Origin of the sequence: Mesorhizobium sp. M0062, assembly GCF_040323125.1 — a bacterium.
In the GTDB taxonomy this organism is placed as follows: Bacteria; Pseudomonadota; Alphaproteobacteria; order Rhizobiales; family Rhizobiaceae; genus Mesorhizobium.
The window spans coordinates 151,442-169,989 of sequence record NZ_JAMYUO010000012.1; the positions used below are offsets into that span (position 1 = coordinate 151,442).

At 62.6% G+C, this 18,548-nt stretch carries 16 protein-coding genes and 3 pseudogenes; 15 read left to right on the forward strand and 4 right to left on the reverse strand.

The annotated features are described in order from the left end of the window. Positions 1–34 precede the first annotated feature (34 nt). Both NKJ64_RS16700 and NKJ64_RS16705 read right to left on the reverse strand, forming a co-directional pair. On the reverse strand, positions 35–229 hold the full coding sequence (locus tag NKJ64_RS16700) for a hypothetical protein (RefSeq protein ID WP_352462974.1): 195 nt from the start codon (positions 227–229) through the stop codon (positions 35–37). A gap of 193 nt (positions 230–422) precedes the next feature. Next, a complete protein-coding gene (locus NKJ64_RS16705; RefSeq protein ID WP_023700484.1) occupies positions 423–608 on the reverse strand; it encodes a DUF3606 domain-containing protein in 186 nt (61 codons plus the stop codon). A 126-nt stretch (positions 609–734) separates the two neighbouring features. Between NKJ64_RS16705 and NKJ64_RS16710 the strand changes: the two genes are divergently transcribed. The 5 genes from NKJ64_RS16710 (at position 735) to NKJ64_RS16730 (ending at position 3,178) form a co-directional block, all read left to right on the forward strand. After that, complete coding sequence (locus NKJ64_RS16710; RefSeq protein ID WP_352462975.1) at positions 735–1,613, forward strand: ATP-dependent DNA ligase; 879 nt, start codon at positions 735–737, stop codon at positions 1,611–1,613. 71 nt (positions 1,614–1,684) lie between these two features. Beyond that, positions 1,685–1,834, forward strand: a complete 150-nt coding sequence (locus NKJ64_RS16715; protein WP_023673151.1) for a hypothetical protein — start codon at positions 1,685–1,687, stop codon at positions 1,832–1,834. A 23-nt stretch (positions 1,835–1,857) separates the two neighbouring features. Continuing rightward, complete coding sequence (locus tag NKJ64_RS16720) at positions 1,858–2,079, forward strand: DUF768 domain-containing protein (RefSeq protein ID WP_023673150.1); 222 nt, start codon at positions 1,858–1,860, stop codon at positions 2,077–2,079. Then, the gene (locus NKJ64_RS16725) at positions 2,076–2,306 is read left to right on the forward strand and encodes a DUF768 domain-containing protein (RefSeq protein ID WP_023673149.1); all 231 of its coding nucleotides are present in this window, start codon (positions 2,076–2,078) and stop codon (positions 2,304–2,306) included. Before NKJ64_RS16720 ends, NKJ64_RS16725 begins: the two co-directional genes overlap by 4 nt. 209 nt (positions 2,307–2,515) lie before the next feature. Continuing rightward, entirely contained in the window at positions 2,516–3,178 is a 663-nt protein-coding gene (locus NKJ64_RS16730; RefSeq protein ID WP_023673148.1) for an outer membrane protein, read from the forward strand. Between the two features lie 576 nt (positions 3,179–3,754). On the opposite strand, the gene NKJ64_RS16735 is transcribed toward NKJ64_RS16730, so the two are convergent. Both NKJ64_RS16735 and NKJ64_RS16740 read right to left on the reverse strand, forming a co-directional pair. Further along, positions 3,755–3,946, reverse strand: coding sequence for a hypothetical protein (locus tag NKJ64_RS16735; protein WP_023673145.1), 192 nt, complete (start codon positions 3,944–3,946; stop codon positions 3,755–3,757). Positions 3,947–4,178: 232 nt separating this feature from the next. After that, positions 4,179–4,628: a Ros/MucR family transcriptional regulator gene (locus NKJ64_RS16740; RefSeq protein ID WP_352462976.1), complete on the reverse strand. Its 450-nt coding sequence runs from the start codon at positions 4,626–4,628 to the stop codon at positions 4,179–4,181. Between the two features lie 269 nt (positions 4,629–4,897). On the opposite strand from NKJ64_RS16740, the gene NKJ64_RS16745 reads away from it, so the two are divergent. The 10 genes and pseudogenes from NKJ64_RS16745 to NKJ64_RS16790 all read left to right on the forward strand — a co-directional run bounded on the left by NKJ64_RS16745 (position 4,898) and on the right by NKJ64_RS16790 (position 18,448). Further along, the gene (locus NKJ64_RS16745) at positions 4,898–5,647 is read left to right on the forward strand and encodes a Crp/Fnr family transcriptional regulator (protein ID WP_023686036.1); all 750 of its coding nucleotides are present in this window, start codon (positions 4,898–4,900) and stop codon (positions 5,645–5,647) included. Positions 5,648–6,752: 1,105 nt separating this feature from the next. Beyond that, a complete protein-coding gene (gene ligD / locus NKJ64_RS16750) occupies positions 6,753–7,154 on the forward strand; it encodes a non-homologous end-joining DNA ligase LigD (protein WP_352462977.1) in 402 nt (133 codons plus the stop codon). Between the two features lie 34 nt (positions 7,155–7,188). Beyond that, positions 7,189–7,787, forward strand: a pseudogene (gene ligD, locus NKJ64_RS16755) (non-homologous end-joining DNA ligase LigD). Between the two features lie 144 nt (positions 7,788–7,931). Further along, positions 7,932–8,899 (forward strand): annotated as a pseudogene (locus tag NKJ64_RS16760) (ArdC family protein). Positions 8,900–8,968: 69 nt separating this feature from the next. After that, positions 8,969–9,289, forward strand: coding sequence for a DUF2958 domain-containing protein (locus NKJ64_RS16765; RefSeq protein ID WP_352462978.1), 321 nt, complete (start codon positions 8,969–8,971; stop codon positions 9,287–9,289). Positions 9,290–9,364: 75 nt separating this feature from the next. After that, positions 9,365–11,485 carry a ParB/RepB/Spo0J family partition protein gene (locus NKJ64_RS16770; protein WP_352462979.1) on the forward strand — a complete coding sequence of 707 codons (2,121 nt, stop codon included), beginning with the start codon at positions 9,365–9,367 and terminating at the stop codon, positions 11,483–11,485. Between the two features lie 46 nt (positions 11,486–11,531). Next, positions 11,532–11,651, forward strand: a pseudogene (locus NKJ64_RS30515) (DUF6117 family protein); the annotation flags it as partial. Positions 11,652–11,824: 173 nt separating this feature from the next. Further along, a complete protein-coding gene (locus NKJ64_RS16780) occupies positions 11,825–16,153 on the forward strand; it encodes a strawberry notch-like NTP hydrolase domain-containing protein (RefSeq protein WP_352462980.1) in 4,329 nt (1,442 codons plus the stop codon). Beyond that, complete coding sequence (locus NKJ64_RS16785) at positions 16,150–17,187, forward strand: DUF7146 domain-containing protein (RefSeq protein WP_023815815.1); 1,038 nt, start codon at positions 16,150–16,152, stop codon at positions 17,185–17,187. Before NKJ64_RS16780 ends, NKJ64_RS16785 begins: the two co-directional genes overlap by 4 nt. Before the next feature lie 340 nt (positions 17,188–17,527). Further along, on the forward strand, positions 17,528–18,448 hold the full coding sequence (locus tag NKJ64_RS16790; protein WP_023690439.1) for a DUF2493 domain-containing protein: 921 nt from the start codon (positions 17,528–17,530) through the stop codon (positions 18,446–18,448). The last annotated feature ends 100 nt before the right edge of the window (positions 18,449–18,548 follow it).

The window sequence follows — 18,548 nt, forward strand, 5'->3', positions numbered from 1 at the left end:
ATGCCATCCAAACTCAGCCGGGTTGGATCGCCAGCTACAGGCTGAAACAGTATTCGAAGACGTGCCCGCGCTTCTCGTCGGCAACCCTGATCCAAATGGGTTCGCTGGTGCGCAGGGTGACGTCGCGCTCCGTCGCTTCCCGCGCCGCCCTGATCGGCGTTGTCGCGTGCACGATGTGGGTAGCCGTCACGGTATCGCCATCCATTTCCTCAACGTGGTATTTCGACACTTGTGTTCCTAAGCGTCTAGTTCGAGAGGCTGATCGTGATCCGGATCGGCATGATAAGCGACCTGGCGAAAATCGCGCATATCGATCTGTTGCCCGCAAACAGGGCAAGGGAGGAAATGCGCGAGTTCGCTCGCGGGCGGGCCTTCATGTCGGTGCCCAATTATTGGTCTGCCGAGATCCGATAGCCTGGTCATTATTTCCGCAGAGCCTTCGCTTCTCGCTCCAGCGTTTCGCGTTGGTTGCCGTGCTTCGCGATCAATTCCTTGACCTGCTGCGGGGTGATCCCGGCCTTGGCTGCGAAATACTCGACTTCATAATCCTCATCGGCCGAGACCCGGTCCCGATCGCGAAAGTCCCGCTTGCTCTTGTCGTCGGCCATATCGATTCCTCCTTCGCTCATCCCGCAACGCCGAGTTGACGTGTTTGTTGCACCCAAGAGGCTGATTTCCGGTTTCGGAACTATTTTAGCTCAATCTTATTGAATCGCCGGAGGGCGGATCAGTGCATGCGTTTGAAGTTCATCGAGCCGTTGATGCCGACCCTTGTGGAGAACCCTCCCGAGGGTGAAGGCTGGACCCACGAGGTCAAGTTCGACGGCTACCGATCGCAGATGATCATCGATGAAGACGGCACACGCATTTATACGCGCAACGGCCACGACTGGACTGCGAAATATCGCGACCTGGTGGGGGAGGCAAAGAGTCTTGGTGCCGAAAGCGCGATTGTCGACGGTGAGATCATCGTCTTGAACGAAGCTGGCCTTTCGGACTTCGGCGATCTGCGCAAAGCGATCACCCGCCGACAGCAAGACCTCTATTTCGTCGCCTTCGATCTATTGCACCTCAATGGGCACGATCTGCGCGACATGGCGCTTGAGGTGCGGCGCGAGATCCTGGCCAGCATGATCAAGCCCGGGCGGCGTATTCAGTTCAGCGAGCCTCTGCCCGGCGAAGCCAAGGCGATCCTCCACTTGCTCGACCAAGCCGGACTTGAAGGCATGGTGTCGAAGCGGAAGGACAGCAAATACCGCAGCGGTCCGTCAGCCAACTGGCTGAAGGCCAAGTGCTATGCGATCGACGAGTTCGATCTGCTCGGCGTCGAGCGTGAAGCGGGCAAGCCGGCTTTCGCTCTCATGGCCGAGCGGGGCACAGGGCGCTATGTCGGCAGCGCGTTCGTCACCTTGAACCGGGAAATGCGCGAGAGGCTATGGAAACGCGTCCAAGAGCACCCAGGCACGGCGCCCAAGGGCGTCATGAAGCGGCCTGCGACGCAATGGGTCAAGCCGGGGCTGATCGGCCGCGTAAAGCACCTGCGCGGCGAGGATGACCTGCGCCACGCCTCACTGCAGGACTTCCGAGAGGATGACACAGATGGCCGTGGCTAGGAAAGATCAGGAGCGCGCCACCTACGCCTGGATGTACGCCCAAGCGAGCAAGGATGGCAAGGAGACGTGCGGTGCCAGCCTACTGGGGAGAGCATGCCGACGCGTGGCTGCAGGGCTTTGACGGTGAGCCGGTGGCCGCCTTCGGCAAGACCAAGACTGTCAACGACGAAATGGAAGCCGAGGTCGACGAAGCTGCCGTCGAGCGCCCTGCTGGAACCTAAGCGCTGGATCGAGCTTAGGCTTCATGAGCACACGCGGCGTCAACTTTCTCGATCGCTGGATCGGCAACAATTTCCCCGAAACGGCTAAAACCGACGCCGTTTCGGTAAGTGAGTACATACACAAATTGTATGCCGACGCTAAAGCCTTGACGATCGAGCGCGAAGAGATCGACGAAGAGGTTGATAGCCTATATCGGACGCTGGTCGATGCCGTCGTGCACTTTGCCCCAGGTGTTTCCGAATGAGCAAGCCGGCCGTCCTATTTTTGAACCAATGGATAAAAAAACACGATCTATCCGACGCCGGTGCGCCGAAAGAGCGAGCGGAGATCGAGCAGCTCGCAAAGCGCCTAATCGCCGACGCGGAGGCTGAGGGGATTGCGGAAAGCGAGCTGACCGAGGCGTTCGACGACAAGGAGGTCGACAGCCTTTATCGTACCCTCCTCGATGTTAATTCTGGGATACCGGAATGAGTGTTCCCGGCCTGAAGGTTCCGGACAGTTTGGGTGGCCGAGCAGTTGCCCACTGTGGCGAGGGGCGATCCGATCGCCACCAGCGAGTTGGCATAAGGTTCTCATGTAAGTGCGGGCGGCCGATTTGAATTCGGCCAACTGTGGCAGAAAAACAACTGCATCAATCGGCGCGCTCTGCTACCAAAAAGGTTAGTTACAGGAGATCACCTATGAAGAAGCTGCTTCTTGGTCTGTCGTTGTCTCTGCTGGCTTCGTCGGCGTATGCTGCCGATGCCATCGTTGCAGAAGCCGCGCCGGTCTTTAGCTGGACGGGTGGGTATGTCGGCCTACAGGCAGGCTATGCTTGGGGGAATGGCAACATAGACGAAATCGGTGGGCCGGGCTTTGTCGACACAGATCCCGACGGGTTCCTTGGTGGCGTCTACGCCGGTTACAACTATCAGATGTCCAATAACATTGTGATTGGCGCGGAGCTGGACGTCGTATATGCGAATGTTGATGGCAGCGGCCAAGTCTTCAGCGCTCCTGGTATCCCGATCCCGGGCGGCATCGCCACCGAAGAACTCAACTGGAGTGCGGCGGCAAGACTGCGCCTAGGATATGCCGTTGATCGCTTTCTTCCTTATATTGCGGGTGGCGTTGCGTTTGGCGATGTCGACATAAGTAATAATGGAGGCGGACCTTCGTTCGGAGATACATTCACAGGATGGACGATAGGCGTGGGCTTGGATTATGCCATGACCGACAATCTGCTGCTGCGAGGCGAGTATCGCTATACCGACTTCGGTACAGAATCCTTTGGTGGTCTGGTCAATGCCGACGTTGATCTGAAGACCAACGAGGTTCGCTTCGGCATCGCCTACAAGTTCTAATCCCCTGATGTCATAATAGCCTGTCGCTCACCGCGACGGGCTTTTTTGTGCAAGAACCGTTTGCGGCGATCCCCTCAACGGAGTTCGCTACCATGGTCAAGACGAAAACCCCTCACAACACGTTTCGCAGGAACAGCTCGCCCGCTTCAAGATCGAGGCGGAACGGCTGCACAAGGCAATCGTCGGCCCGATTGTCGCCGATCTGCGACAATCACCAGGCCGTGCAGGATCCGCATGAAGTGCTGCTCAAGAACGTGAACAATCACCGACAGGGATGCGCTATCCGATGGCCTCTTACAGGTCCGGCGTCGCTGCCTAGTGCTGGATAGGTGGAGTCCCGAGACCGGGGAAGGGCAGCACGTTGCCGCCCGTCCCCCGCCGGCGGCGCAGTTCAACCTCTCGATAGACGAGGATGCCCATCACCATTTCCGCGCTGGCGATTTCCGATCTCGATGGCAACGACTTGAGCTATTGGTGCAGTTGTCGCGTTTCCATGGTCGCAATGTGGCCGGCGATGGCTTCGATGCTATCGCCCAAATTCGCCAGTAACCCTGCGGACCTCTGCATAGGCTTGCTCTACAGCCGCGAAAACGTGTTGAGATGCAGACGCGACCTTTGGCCTTCTGCAAAGGCCACGGCATAGGATTCGAGCTTGAATGATCGGGTGAGTTCCTGGTCTTCCTCGATCACGCGGACAAACCACTCGCCACAGGGTTTGCCAACTTCGACACAAGGGCGTGCTTTGCGAATTGGAATTATGTCAGCCATGGCGTTGCCTCCCAGCAATCAGGCCAAGCGGAGATTAACGTCGTAAGCGGCCTACAACAAGAAAAGATTGGGCAGCAATACGAAGCTGAGGTGTGGGCCACAAATGGCCGGCGCCATGGGTTGGGGAACCTGGGTGGGCACCGGCCAAGAGCGGACAGGTCCGCCGCGATGCATACATCGCCGATTGGTGCCGCGGTGGTAATGGTGTGATCGCGGAAGCTACGCTTTAGCCTTAGCCGTCGGCCTTGCCTTGCCCGTTGCAGTTGCCGTGGGGCTGCGGTGCCTTCCTACCCAGACCGATCGACTTCGCCATGGCAGACCGTGAGGCCGCATAGTTGGGAGCGACCATCGGATAAGTGGATGGCAAGTTCCACTTCGTTCGATACGCGTCAGGAGTGAGACCGAAATCCACGCGCAGATGTCGCCGAAGGGTTTTGAACCGCTTACCATCTTCAAGACAGATGATGTAATCGGGAAATACTGACCTTTTTGGATTTACCGCAGGCACTGGTTCTTCGGTCGCGGCAGCCACGCGATGGCCAATCCCAGACAGCGACCCGTGCACTGAGGCTATCAGGTCCGCCAAGCCCGCGACCGGCACGGGATTGTTGCTGACGTACGCGGATACCACATCCGCCGTGAGTTCTACCAGTTCAGCGGCGTGGTCGGGGGCGTCGGTCATGGTGTGAGTCCTCGAATTTGAGAACGATCTATTATAGCTGCTGCCGCAGCTGCGCAACTCGAGGCCCGATGATGGGCCGCTTCCCTCGTAAGCACCAATCCTGTTGAGCCTGTGTTTGCCGATGGGGAAAGGACCATCGGAAGCAGTGCCAGACTTATCACAGGTTAAGTCGGTCCGGTGTTTATGATATAAGGTCGGGCATCATTCGCGTTCTGCTGGCCGCGGGTGACTGAGAGACCATAGCGCTCCCGCCCAAACGGAGAGCCGACATGCTTTATCAAAGCCCCTTAACCGCCAAGTTCCATCGTGCCTTCACCCTCACGTCAGGTGAGCGTCAAGCTCTCGACGCGGTAAGAATAAGGATCGTTGCGATTGGCGCAAACCAGAACTTGGTCCGGGAAGGCGACCAGCCGTCCCGGTGCATAATGGTCCTGGCTGGCTTAGCCAGCACCTCGAAGGTAACAGGAGACGGGAAGCGTCAGGTCACTGCTTATCATGTGCCTGGCGACATGCCCGATCTGTTGAGCCTGCACCTCGATCTGTTGGATAGCGACGTTCGAACGGTGAGCGCTTGCAGTGTTGGCTTCATAGATCACTCGGCTATCCGGCTGCTCTGCGAACGCCACCCCAGGCTGGCGGCAAATCTTTGGCGAACGACACTGGTTGATGCATCGATTTTTCGCGAATGGGTGGTCAATGTCGGGAAGCGCCAAGCGCTTGGCCGAGTGGCCCACCTTCTCTGTGAAATCATGCTACGTATGGAAGATGCCGGACTTGCGTCCGATCAAACCTGCGCTTTTGGTGTGACTCAAGCTGACCTTGGCGAGGCGACAGGGCTGTCGGCAGTCCACATCAACCGCACGCTCAAGTCTCTTCGGGAGAAGCACCTTACATCACTTGTGAATGGCCAATTGACCATCCATGATTGGGAAGGACTGGCCTTTCTTGCTGAGTTCCGGCACGATTACCTGCACTCAGCAAGGAACAATAAAACGGCCGAGTTCATGTCAATGCACTGATTGCTCCAGGGAAAAATCGCCAGAAATGCGGATTGGCTCCAAGGGTAGCCGGACCACTTGTTGGCCTTCGCTGGCCATCAGCGGTGCGATCGCCCCCCAACATGGTCAATGCTTTGATGGCGCGTCGAAGCGTTAGCGCAGCCCACATGGGCGTTGACTGTCCGTATGGCCGTCTGCGTAGCACCATCCATCCCCTCAACGTGATACTTCGGCACTACAGGGTTTCCACCTCTCTTCATGGCTTTCGATTGGCCGCGCGATCGACCAATTTGTGGGCTCAGCCGCATCAATTCGAGCCCCGCTATTGGCTAGCGACTGTGGAAGAGGTTCCTGGGGCACACCATGCCGGCGCCCAAGGGAATAAATCTCGGCGACGCAATGGGTCAAGCCCGGGGCTCATGCGTCGCTGCAGATTTCGGGAGGACGGCGGATATTCGCTTTTCTCCGACCGAAAGCGTGCCAAGGGACGTCGCCAGCTAAACAGCAACCGGCGTTGACGCTTGAGAGCGCCTGGCAGCGTTCACGGTGGCCTGTATGGGCGCTCGACATTTCGCGAGTGGCATGTGTTGCGAGCTTGTTGCAGATCATGTTCGCACCATGCAACGGCAAAACGCCTCATTGAGCGCAATGGAAAAGCCGCATTCTCAGTTCGGTCGAGCGAGCGCTTTCTGCACGAGTTGTGACAGGGGAGGGCCTGTCAGGCTTGGAATTCACAAGCTGCAACGCAATTGAGGAAGAAGCCGAAAGGGTGCAAGACCAGATCGATTTCTTGCAGCCAAACTCGGCTCTGGTGTGGTTCAATCCTGTTTGCATCATCGCGGATCAGCGGTCGGACTGTCGAGAACTGAACTGCGCGATCTCAGCCGGTGGGCTTCGAACCAAAACATGCGGACCACCGCGGACGGGGACAGTCGGTCCCGCGTCCCGTCCTGCGGCCGGCGCTATGCTGACGCTCCTACGGCTGTCCTGTTCACCGCCCGCGGCGGGGGGCGAATTTCCTCCGTCCTGCGCGTGACAATTGTCCGCTGTTGCGGCCGCGCGCAGGACTGCGGCTTATGCGCCGTTCTTCCTTGAGCGCCGACGGTCGCCGGCGCGGTGCTTGGGCATGGAACCGAATCCCAGGCAGCGTATTGACATGTATCCGAGTTCCTCATGTCCGAGTAGACGGCACTCTCAACAAAAGGCGCAAACGGCCCAGAGACTCGGCCAATCTCGATCCGGCAACGAGATCGCCGCTGCTGTCGGCGTCAAGCTGACGCATCCGGACAAGGTCATGTATCCAGGCACCAAGGTGACCAAATCCACGCTCGCCGCCTACTACGCAGTGGTCGCCGAGAAGATGCTGCCGCACATTCAGGATCGGCCGCTGTCGCTGGTGCGCGATACTCACGGCGACCTGCAGCAGACCTTCTTCAGAAGCACAACCTGCCAGGCGTGCCCAGGGCCATCCATGATGGCCACTTGGAGAAGGTGTCCGGTAAGGAAAGCCGCATCTCGTGGTCGATGACTTGGCTGGGCTGATCGCGGGCGTCCAGACGAACGTGCTCGAATTCCACATCTGGGGAAGCCGTCGCCAGCAGCCGGATCTGCCGCACCGCATGATCTTCGACATCGACCCCGACAGGGCTTGGGCTTTGCTGCCGTCAAGCAGGCAGCCCTCGACATTCGGAGCATTCTGGAAGCGCTTGGATTGCAGTCGTGGCCGTTGCTGTCCGGCGGCAAGGGCGTTCATGTGGTCGTCCTGCTCCTCCCGGAGGCAGACTGGGACGAGGTCAAGAGCTTCTGCCAGGACTTCGCCGAACTGCTGGCCCGTACAGATCCGTTGCGCTTCGTCGCCAATATGAGCAAGGCGAAGCGCAAGGGCCGAATGTTTCTCGATTACCTGCGCAACGGCCAGGGCTCCACTGCAATCTGCCCCTGGTCGACTCGGGCACGCGCGGGGGCGTCGTGCGCGGTGCCTGTCAGCTGGGATGAGTTGCCCACCTGCGAAAAACGCCAACGGCTTCGATGTCTTCGCCGCCGCCGCGCGGGCTCAGTTGCGCGAAGCCTGGGAAGGTTATTTCGACGTCGCACAAACGCTTACCGACCGCATTCGGCACGCAGTCCGGCAGCAATAACCATAGGTCAGCGACACTACTGATTGGCGCGGACCGCCTTTGCCCCAAGTCCGGGAGCGTCCCCCTCGAGGCCTGGGCTAGCCTCTAGAGCGAGAGTACGGACCGGTTTGCCGTGACGGGTTGAGAGCTGGAGGAGAGGCCTCCGGCGCCCGTCGCGGAGAAACCCGATGTCCAGACATTACGCTCGCGCCGGCGCCGACCGGGCAAGCCTCTATGATGACATCACCAACAAGATCATCGCCGAGCTGGAGGCTGGGCGCTTTCCCTGGGTGCCCTGGGGCACGGCGGCGGCGCAAGCACCCCTCGCCATGCCGGCCAATGCCGCCTCTGGCCGTGCCTATTCGGGGATCAACGTGCTGATCCTTTGGGGTGCGGTCGTCGAGCATGGCTTTCCCGTCCAGGGCTGGCTGACTTTCCGCCAGGCGCTATCGCTGGGCGGCCATGTCCGCAAGGGCGAACACGGACCACCGTCGTCTATTCTGACCGCTTCATCCCTGACGACGAGAAGAAACGCGCGCGGGAGACCGGCGAGGCAGCACGGGCCATACAGTTTCTGAAGCGCTTCACCGTCTTCAACGTCGCGCAATGCGAAAATCTGCCCGACGATCTGGCGGTGTTTCCGCCCGCACCAGAGCCCGGACTGATCGAACCGGCCGTCGAGGCACTGATCAAGGCGACAGGGATCGATTTCCGCATCGGCGGCAATAGCGCCTATTATGTGCCGGCGCACGACTACGTGCAGGTGCCGCCTCCGCAGGCGTATTTCGAGACCATTGACTGGCACCGCACCGCCCTGCACGAGCTTGGCCATGCGACCGGCCATCCCTCCCGCGTCGGCCGTGACCTCGGCGGCGCCTTCGGCACAAAGCGATATGCTTTCGAGGAACTGGTCGCCGAAATGAACGCAGCCTTCTGCTGCGCCTCGCGAGGTATTGCGCCGACCGTGCGCCACGCCGATTACCTGGCCTCCTGGCTCGACGTCCTGCGCGAAGACAACCGAGCCATCGTGCGTGCCGCCTCCCAAGCCAGCAAGGCAGCCGACTGGTTGCTCGCCTTCCTTCCGCAACCCGACAACGGAACCAGGGCAGGGCCCGCCAGCGTCGATGAGGTCGAAATCGAGAAGAGGGCGGCATGATCGTTCTCACCGAGGAACTGCGCGTGCCTGCTCGCCAATAGCCGCGATCGCGACGCCGAACACGTACGGGTGGTGAAGCTCTTCAAATCAACTCGGCGAAGGAATTGGCTCGCAACCGCGCTCGAGATGACGTCGATCCGGCTGCCTCTCGGCATCGGCATCGAGCGGGACATGCTCTTTGGCACCGACCTGCCGATTTCCGTCTGGGCAGAGGCGGTCCGCCGGGGCGGAAACCTTCGCGACCCCGAACGCAACTCGACCATGCCGGCCAATCTGGCCGAGACGGCGAGTGAGATCTCAGCTTGTAATCCGCAAGCCGCAGATGCGCAGTCGTGTCTGCGGCCCTGTCCCCACCTCTGGATCTTCGGTGCGGCTCAGTCCTCAGAGTGAGAGGGCTGCGCCCGTCTTTTTTGACGGGTTTGGAGGACGAGAGAGTTTCGGCCGCCCGTCGCGGAGATAGTCCACATGGCTACGCCCAAGCAGAAGATCACCCTCAACGCTTCACGTGACATCCCCTTCAACAAGCTGATGCTGAGCCAGTCCAATGTCCGGCGCATCAAGCGCGGGGAAACCATAGAGGACCTCGCCGCGTCGATCGCTCGGCGCGGCCTGCTCCAGAGCCTCAACGTCCGGCCAGTGTTGGACGGCGAGGGCAACGAGACCGGCATGTTTGAGGTGCCGGCTGGCGGGCGCCGCTATCGCGCGCTGGAACTGCTGGTCAAGCAGAAGCGCATGAGCAAGACCGAGCCAGTTCCCTGCGTCATAAGCGACGCCCACAGCGCGGTCCCGATCGAGGAGGACTCGCTGGCCGAGAATTTTCAGCGCGAAGATTTACATCCGCTCGACATGTTTCGCGCCTTCCAGACACTTCATGACCAGGGCGCGAGCCATGAGGAGATTGCCGCACGCTTCTTCGTCTCCGCAACATTCGTGCAGCAGCGCCTCAGGCTGGCCAGGGTTTCGGCCAAGCTGCAGGAGATTTACGAGCAGGATGGCATGAAGCTCGAGCAGCTCATGGCGTTCACCGTGACCGACGATCACGCCCGTCAGGAGCAGGTCTGGGAGGCGCTCGAAAACTCCTGGTCGAAGGAGCCGCAGCAGATCCGGCGCCTGCTGACGGAGACCACTGTGCGGGCAAGCGATCGCCGGGCGCTGTTCGTCGGTGTCGACGCGTATGTCGCTGCCGGCGGCGTGGTGCTGCGCGACCTGTTCGAGGCCGACAATGGCGGCTGGCTGCAGGACCCCGCTCTGCTCGACCGCTTGGTCGGCGATAGGCTGAAGTCGATCGCCGACGAAATCGCGGCGGAGGGCTGGAAGTGGATCGTGGTCGATGCCGATCTGCCCTACGGGTACAATCACGGTCTGCGGGCAATCGCTGGCACCCCCGTCGGTCTGACCGACGCGGAGCGGGCGGAACGCGAAGCCCTGCGAGCGGAGTACGACCGGCTGGAAGCCGAGTATGGCGAATCCGACGAACTCCCCGACGATGTCGATCAGCGCCTCGGTCAAATCGAGACCGCGCTTGAGGCCTTCGAGAGCCGGCCGATGCACTACGATGGGGCCGAGATCGCCCGCGCCGGTGTGTTCATCAGCATCGATCGTGATGGCGATCTCGTCGTCGATCGGGCCCATGTGCGCCCCGAGGACGAAGCGATGCAGGCGGTCGACGGCCACTCGGCCGAGCCAGGTTGCGCCACCGAGAACGAAGACAGCAGACACAATCCTTCGGCCCGCGCGATTATCACCATCGGCGCGCAGGCGTCCGAGCCTGAGGAGGATGACGGCGACACCATCAAGCCGCTACCCGAGCGCCTGGTCATCGAACTTACTGCCCATCGCACGTTGGCGCTGCGCAACGCACTGGCCGAGAACCGGCATGTGGCCATCACGGCGCTCTTGCACCGGCTCGTCCTCGACACCTTCGGTCAGCGTTCCGCCATCGGCTGCGTCGAGGCCTTCGTCCGACATGTCCACTTGCCGTGGCAGGACGTCGGTCTCAAGGACAGCCCTGCGGCCAAGGCCGTCCATGAGCGCCATGAGGCATGGAAGAGCGACATTCCACTGGATGACGACGAGGCCCTATGGGCGTGGCTCGACGGACTCGATGAAGCAAGCCGGCAGACGCTGCTGGCGCATTGCGTCAGCTATGGGATCAACGCCTTGTTCGAACGACCCAATCCCTACGGCAGCGGCGTTTCCCAGCATGGACTCGATCAGCGCCGGCGTGAAGCCGATCGGTTGTCCCGTGCCACCGGGCTTGACATGGTAGATGCCGGCTGGCGGCCGACGGTGGATAACTATCTCGGTCGCGTCACCAAGTCCCGCATTCTCGAAGCCGTGCGCGAAGGCGCCGGCGACCAGGCCGCCCAGCTTATCGACCATCTCAAGAAGGCCGACATGGCCAAAGAGGCCGAGCGCCTCCTGGCCGATAGTGGCTGGCTACCCGAACCGCTCCGCCTTCGCGGCAATGACGCCGCCCGGCCGAATGTGGGCGAGGAAGCTGACCTCCCCGAATTCCTGGCCGGTGATGACGAGGACGGCTCGGCCACCCATGAGACTGCCGCACACGCGGTCGCCGCCGGATAGCACCGTCGGCGGAGTGGCGCGGGTCGCTCGGCCCTTTCTTCTTCACTACGAGTTCACGCCGTTCGCTCATCTTGCCGACGGCAATCCCTATGATGCCTACCTGCCGCCCGATCCCGACAGCGCCAATGGTTTCCTACAGAAGTCGGGGCCTGACGGCGGAATATGATCGAGATCGGTTGATACCGGCAAGCGCTCCACCTCATGGCGGGGCGCTTGTTTCATTTTGGCTTCGGTGGAGGCCAGAGAGGGAGAGGCGAGCCGGGATGGTTTTGAATCCGCACGGTCCAGAGAGAGCGCCGCGCGGCTCGATCCTGTCCCCGCTCTCCCGAGGTTCACACCATGTACATGATCTCGCCCGCTGTGGCAGTTCCCGCAGCCGCGCCGCTCCCGCTCCCCCAAACCGGTGCAGCCGGCGCTATCTTCGCCGCCGCCGGCCTTCTGCTTCCCCATCTCGAGCGCGGCGACAGCATCGACGCGCCAAAGTTGCGCGCGGCGATGGAAGCCGCATTCGGCGCCTCCGACGCCGCCGGCGCCTGGGACTGGAAGCAGGCCTACGATGCCTGCGAGGCTGCGACGGTCCTTTTCCTGCGCAAGTACGGAAAGGCGTTGTTCCGCAAGGCCGCGTCTCCGGCTCTCCGGCTGTCAGCATTGTCGAAGATCGCCCGGCTCATGCCGACGCATACCCGCCGATCCGAAGAAGCACAGACCTTCCAGCAGTTCTCGACGCCGATTCCGCTCGGCATGGTCGCCGCAACGGCCGCTGCCATCACGCCGGCCGACCGTGTGCTGGAGCCTTCCGCCGGCACCGGGCTGCTCGCCATCCTGGCCGAGATAGCCGGCGCCTCGCTCATTCTCAACGAGCTTGCCGAAACCCGCGCGGCACTTCTCTCCGGCCTCTTTCCGGCCGTCTGCGCCAGCCGCTTCGACGCCGCCCAGATCGACGACCATCTCTATCCCGGCGCCGTGCCGAGCGTGGTGCTGATGAACCCGCCCTTTTCGGTCATGGCCAACGTCGAGGGCCGCATGGCCGACGCGGCCTGGCGGCACATCGCCTCGGCCCTGGCGCGCCTTGCGCCCGGCGGGCGGCTGGTGACGATTACCGGTGCGAACTTCGCGCCCGACCACCCGGCCTGGACCGCCGCCTTTACTCGCCTGCAGGAACGTGGCCGCATCGTCTTCTCCGCCGCCATCGACGGCTCGGCCTACGCCAAGCATGGCACGACCTTTCCGACACGCCTCACCGTCATCGACCGGGTGCCGGCGGACGATCCGGACGTGTTCCCGGCAGATCAGGGCGTTGCCCCGGATGCCGCGACGCTGATCGCATGGGTCGGCGAGCATGTGCCGGCACGGCTGCCGGTCACCATACCCGCAGGTGCAACTCCCACATCGTCGTCGGCCGCACCCCGCACAGTGCGCGGCTATCTTGGTCCCACGGCAAGAATAACACCGCGGCCACCGCTCACTGATCCCGATGCCGTTGAGCTCGCCTATCAGGTGCTCGACTGGAAGGCCGCCGAGGGCGGCCACATCAGCGACGCCATCTACGAGGACTACGCGCTTCAGGCGATCCGCATTCCCGGCGCGCAGCCGCACCCCACCCAACTCGTGCAATCGGCGGCCATGGCCTCGGTCGCGCCGCCCAAGCCGAGTTATCGGCCGCGCCTGCCGAAGAACGTCCTTGACCTGCTCTCGGACGCGCAGCTCGAGACCGTCATCTATGCGGGCGATGCTCACGCCGAGTATCTCGCCGGCGCCTGGACGCTCGACGATACCTTTGACGTAATTAGCGCGGCGGCAGATGACGCGGCGCGGGCCGTGCGCTTCCGGCAAGGCTTCATGATCGGCGACGGTACCGGTGTAGGCAAGGGCCGCGAGTCCGCCGCCGTAATCCTAGACAATTGGATGCAGGGCCGTCGCAAGGCCGTCTGGATCTCCAAGTCAGACAAGCTCATCGAGGATGCGCAGCGCGACTGGTCCGCGCTCGGCATGGAGCGCTTGCTGGTCACCCCGCTCTCCCGCTTCCCGCAGGGCAGGCCGATCACGCTGGCGGACGGCATCCTGTTCACCACCTATGCCACGCTGCGGTCCGACGATCGCGGCGAGAGGCTTTCGCGGGTCAAGCAGATCGTCGAATGGTTGGGTCCGGATTTCGATGGGGTCATCATCTTCGACGAGGCGCACGCCATGCAAAATGCCGGTGGCGGCAAGAGCGAACGCGGCGACGCCGCTCCCTCCCAGCAAGGCCGTGCCGGCCTGAGGCTACAGCACGCCCTGCCGAATGCCCGCATCGTCTATGTGTCGGCGACTGGCGCCACCACCGTGCACAATCTCGCCTATGCCCAGCGGCTCGGCCTCTGGGGCGGCGAGCATTTTCCATTCTCGACCCGCGCCGAGTTCGTCGAGGCGATCGAGGCTGGCGGCGTGGCGGCGATGGAAGTACTGGCACGCGACCTCAGGGCACTTGGCCTCTATACCGCCCGCTCGCTCTCTTTCAACGGTGTCGAATACGAACTGCTCGAGCATGAGCTGACGCCCGAACAGGTCCGCATCTATGACGCGTACGCTGGGGCCTTCGGCGTCATCCACAACAATCTCGATGCTGCGATGCAGGCGGCCAACATCACCGGCAGCACCGGCACGCTCAATGCCCAGGCCAAGTCGACCGCGCGCAGCGCCTTTGAAAGCGCCAAGCAGCGCTTCTTCGGCCATTTGTTGACCAGCATGAAGACACCGACCCTGATCAAATCCATCACCGGCGATCTGGAGGAGGGCCATGCGGCCGTTGTCCAGATCGTCTCGACGGGTGAGGCGCTCATGGAGCGGCGGCTGGCCGAGTTGCCGACCGAGGAATGGAACGATGTTCGCGTCGATATCACGCCGCGCGAATACGTCCTCGACTACCTCGCTCATTCCTTCCCGGTGCAGCTCTACGAGCCCTTCACGGATTCGGAGGGCAATCTGTCGTCGCGCCCGGTCTACCGCGATGGCCAGCCGGTCGAGAGCCGCGAGGCGGTCGCCCGGCGCGACGAGCTGATCGCGAAACTCGCCAGCTTGACGCCTGTCCCCGGCGCGCTCGACCAGATCGTCCAACATTTCGGCGCGGACCTCGTCGCCGAAGTCACTGGCCGCTCGCGCCGCATCGTGCGCAAGCGCGACCGCCTGGTCGTCGAGCACCGAGCAGGGTCGGCAAATCTGGCCGAGGCGCAGTCCTTCATGGACGATCAGAAGCGCGTTCTGGTGTTTTCCGACGCCGGCGGGACGGGTCGCTCCTACCATGCCGAACTCTTGGCACGGAACACGCGGCTGCGTGTGCATTATCTGCTCGAAGCCGGGTGGAAGGCCGACACCGCCATCCAGGGCCTGGGCCGCACGCATCGGACCAATCAGGCGCAGCCGCCGCTGTTCCGGCCGATCTCGACCAATGTGAAGGCGGAAAAGCGCTTCCTCTCGACGATCTCCCGCCGTCTCGACACGTTGGGCGCAATCACGCGCGGCCAGCGCCAGACCGGTGGCCAAGGGCTGTTCCGGCCAGAGGACAATCTTGAAAGCCACTATGCCGGCGATGCCTTGCGGCAGCTCTATCTCCTGATCGTACGCGGCAAGGTCGAGGGTTGCACACTCCAGCGTTTCGAGGCGGCGACCGGTCTCAAGCTGATGGACAACAACGGCATCAAGGACGAGTTGCCGCCGATCACCACCTTCCTCAATCGCCTGTTGGCGCTGACCATCGAAGTGCAGGGCGTGCTGTTCGGCGCCTTCGAGCAGCTTCTGGCCGCTCGGATCGGTGGCGCCATCGCCTCGGGCACCTATGACACCGGGCTGGAGACCCTGCGGGCCGAGAGCTTCGTCATCACCGACCGGCAGGTCATCTACGCCCATCCGCGCACCGGCGCCGAAACGCGGCTGCTGACGATCACCCAGCGCAAGCGCAATCGGCCCGTCATGCTCGATGCGGCGCTCCATCACCTTCGCGATTTGCGCGCCATCCTACTGATCAACGAGCAATCTGGCCGCGCCGCCGTGCAGATCCCAACCACCAGCATCATGCTCGACGACGGCGAGATCGAGCCGCGGGTCCGCCTGATCCGGCCAATGGAAGGCCAGAACATGCCGCTCAAGGCTATGGGCGAAACCCGCTGGGTCGAGGCCCACCGTGAAGCTTTCGCTGCAGCATGGAATGCGGAGGTCGCCGAGACTCCCGAGTTTGCCGATGCCGTGCTGCACATGGTGACGGGCCTGTTGTTGCCGATCTGGAAGCGTCTGCCAAACGAGTCGACCCGCGTTTTTCGACTTCAGACCGACGAGGGCGAGCGCATAATTGGTCGCCTTGTCACGCCGGCCTGGGCCGCCAACGCCACGGCGACAGGCGTCGCATCGCTATCGCCCGAGCAGGCGCTCGCGGCGCTGATCGACGGGCGGACGATCCTTGATCTCGCCGAGGGTCTCCAGCTTCGCCGCAGCCGCGTCATGGGCGCGTGGCGCATCGAACTGTCGGGCTTCACCGACATGATGCGGGAGCGCCTCACCGCCTACGGTCTCTTCCACGAGATCATTTCGTGGAAGCTCAGGATGTTCGTGCCGATCGACGCCAACGGGCTCGCCGTGCTGGAGCGCGTGCTCGACCGCTTCCCAATCGAGCGGGTCAGTGAGCGGGAGGCTGCATGATTCCGCGTCACGCTGCATCCGACCTCGCACACCGCCTCGCCGAACATGCCGAGGCGGTGTGCCGCCACTACCTCTCCAATGGCCGTCGCCAGGGCAACTATTGGAGCGTCGGCGACGTCCGCAATGCGCCGGGCCGCTCGACGTTCGTGCGTCTGCAGCCATCCCCGAAGGGACCGCCAGGCAAATGGACCGACGCCGCTACCGGCGAGCATGGCGACCTGCTCGACGTCATCCGCGAATCCCTCGGACTGGTCAACTTCCGGGACGTCGCCGATGAGGCGCGCCTGTTTCTCGCTATGCCAGATGCCATGCCACCCCGACCGGCCGCGCCGATCACGCAGGTCCCCATTGGATCTCCGGAAGCGGCTCGCCGACTGGTCGCCATGTCGAAGCCCATTATCGGCACCCTCGTGGAAACCTATTTGCGTGGACGTGGCATTGCGACTTTGTCCGGCACCGGATCGCTGCGGTTCCATCCGCGCTGCTACTACCGGCCCGGCGATCATGGACCGACCGAGACCTTGCCGGCAATGATCGCTGCTGTCACCGACCTTGATGGACATTTGACCGGCGCGCACCGCACCTGGCTCGCACCGGACGGCACCGGCAAGGCGCTCGTCGACACGCCGCGTCGCGCAATGGGTGACCTTCTGGGTCACGCCGTCCGCTTCGGTGCACCCGGCAGCGTCATGGCGGCAGGCGAGGGCATTGAGACGACGCTGTCGCTCAGATGCGCCTTGCCCGATATGGCGATGGCTGCGGCACTCTCGGCAGCCCATCTAGCCGCCATCCTGTTCCCGCCAACCCTGCGCCGGCTCTATGTCATCCGCGACAACGATCCGGCCGGTGACGGTGCCCGCGACAGCCTGCTCGAGCGCGCGACGGACGCCGGAATCGATGCAATCGTGCTGTCGCCAGCGATGCAAGACTTCAACGAAGACCTCAGCCGCTTCGGACTTGCGGCCTTCCGGGCCTCGATTGCAGACCAGCTCATGCGCAAAGATCGCATCCGATATCTGACACAGGCGGCATGAGCCGGGAGGGGAAGCGCGCGGCGCACGGTGCCGGTGCGGCGCATGGATGAGTGACCCGCCGGCAGAGAGCCGAGACCCGGCCTTCGAGAGGGCGATCGGCCCACGAACTGGCCGGCCAGGCAATGGCGGCGGCCGACTATTTTCCGGCGCGCGCGACTGGTCGCGAATGGCAGCGATCGGGCGCGACGCCTTTCCATCGCGAGGCAAAATAGTCGGCCGCCGCCATCCTCCGCTGCGCTCCGGCCCTCCGCATCGCTGCGGGTGTCGGACCGTCCCGCCCGTGGGCTCTCGTCGCCATGAAGGCCGCGAGGGTCGCGGTCAAACCGACGGGAGTATCCCCATGAGAGAGCACGACGACACTGAACCGCACCACGCCGCTTCTGCGACCGATCACATCCTCACCGAACTCCAGCTCTATGGCTGGCGACCATTTGCGGACGAGCCCGATCCGCGACCGCTCCCCGGTGGCGACCAAGTGGCCGGAGCCGTGGCCGACATCTTTGACGCCCTCATCGTCACCCTGGCTGACACGCGCCTCGAACCCGACCTCGATGACTTGCTCTGGTCCCTAACCAATGTCTTCCACCGAGCTGTACAACGGATCGAGCGGCAACTGGAAGACAACGAGCAGGCCCAGCGCTGTCTGCAGCGCGAACAGGATGGCAGCGAGATCAAGGCGGTTGAACTCGAGACACTCACCGCCCAGGGCCAGACCATGATCGAACGGCGGGGCGCCTTCGAGCTCATGCGTGACCAGGCCGCCGAACACTACGATCAGTACACCGGTTCTGCCTGGCGACCGCGCACGGGGTCGATGGTAAACCACCACCATCTCACCGCCGCAATGATCGATAGCCGCGACTTCCTCGCGGCCAGGCGGCGCGCGGAAACCGAGGTCATGTTGCCGGCCGGCCCCAAGATCGCCTTCTCCGGCGGCGATACCGCCGATCACGAGATGATCTGGGCAAAGCTCGACCAAATCCGCGCCAAGCACCCCGACATGGTGCTGATGCACGGCGGATCACGCAAAGGCGCTGAAAAGATCGCCGCCCGCTGGGCCGATCATCGCAAGGTGCCGCAGGTCGCCTTCAAGCCCGACTGGAGCAGACACGCCAAGGCCGCTCCCTTTAAGCGCAACGACCAGATGTTGGCGGTCATGCCGATCGGCGTCATCATCTTTCCCGGCACCGGCATTCAGGAGAACCTCGCCGACAAGGCCCGCAAGCTCGGCATCCCGGTCTATCGATTAGGCGGCTCGTGAGCGCCCCCTTTGACCCATAGGCGCTAAGATAGGTATTGCCCTGCGGAATCGGGTGTGATTCTACACTGCGATGACACACGAATCGCTTGTTGATGACGGC

Excerpts from the sequence above, each read along its gene's own strand:
- NKJ64_RS16780 (WP_352462980.1), top strand. The coding sequence starts at position 11,825 with ATGTACATGATCTCGCCCGCTGTGGCAGTTCCCGCAGCCGCGCCGCTC.
- NKJ64_RS16735 (WP_023673145.1), bottom strand. The coding sequence starts at position 3,946 with ATGGCTGACATAATTCCAATTCGCAAAGCACGCCCTTGTGTCGAAGTT.
- NKJ64_RS16790 (WP_023690439.1), top strand. The coding sequence starts at position 17,528 with ATGAGAGAGCACGACGACACTGAACCGCACCACGCCGCTTCTGCGACC.
- NKJ64_RS16785 (WP_023815815.1), top strand. The coding sequence starts at position 16,150 with ATGATTCCGCGTCACGCTGCATCCGACCTCGCACACCGCCTCGCCGAA.
- NKJ64_RS16725 (WP_023673149.1), top strand. The coding sequence starts at position 2,076 with ATGAGCAAGCCGGCCGTCCTATTTTTGAACCAATGGATAAAAAAACAC.
- ligD (WP_352462977.1), top strand. The coding sequence starts at position 6,753 with ATGGAACCGAATCCCAGGCAGCGTATTGACATGTATCCGAGTTCCTCA.
- NKJ64_RS16745 (WP_023686036.1), top strand. The coding sequence starts at position 4,898 with ATGCTTTATCAAAGCCCCTTAACCGCCAAGTTCCATCGTGCCTTCACC.
- NKJ64_RS16730 (WP_023673148.1), top strand. The coding sequence starts at position 2,516 with ATGAAGAAGCTGCTTCTTGGTCTGTCGTTGTCTCTGCTGGCTTCGTCG.
- NKJ64_RS16770 (WP_352462979.1), top strand. The coding sequence starts at position 9,365 with ATGGCTACGCCCAAGCAGAAGATCACCCTCAACGCTTCACGTGACATC.
- NKJ64_RS16710 (WP_352462975.1), top strand. The coding sequence starts at position 735 with ATGCGTTTGAAGTTCATCGAGCCGTTGATGCCGACCCTTGTGGAGAAC.
- NKJ64_RS16705 (WP_023700484.1), bottom strand. The coding sequence starts at position 608 with ATGGCCGACGACAAGAGCAAGCGGGACTTTCGCGATCGGGACCGGGTC.
- NKJ64_RS16740 (WP_352462976.1), bottom strand. The coding sequence starts at position 4,628 with ATGACCGACGCCCCCGACCACGCCGCTGAACTGGTAGAACTCACGGCG.
- NKJ64_RS16720 (WP_023673150.1), top strand. The coding sequence starts at position 1,858 with ATGAGCACACGCGGCGTCAACTTTCTCGATCGCTGGATCGGCAACAAT.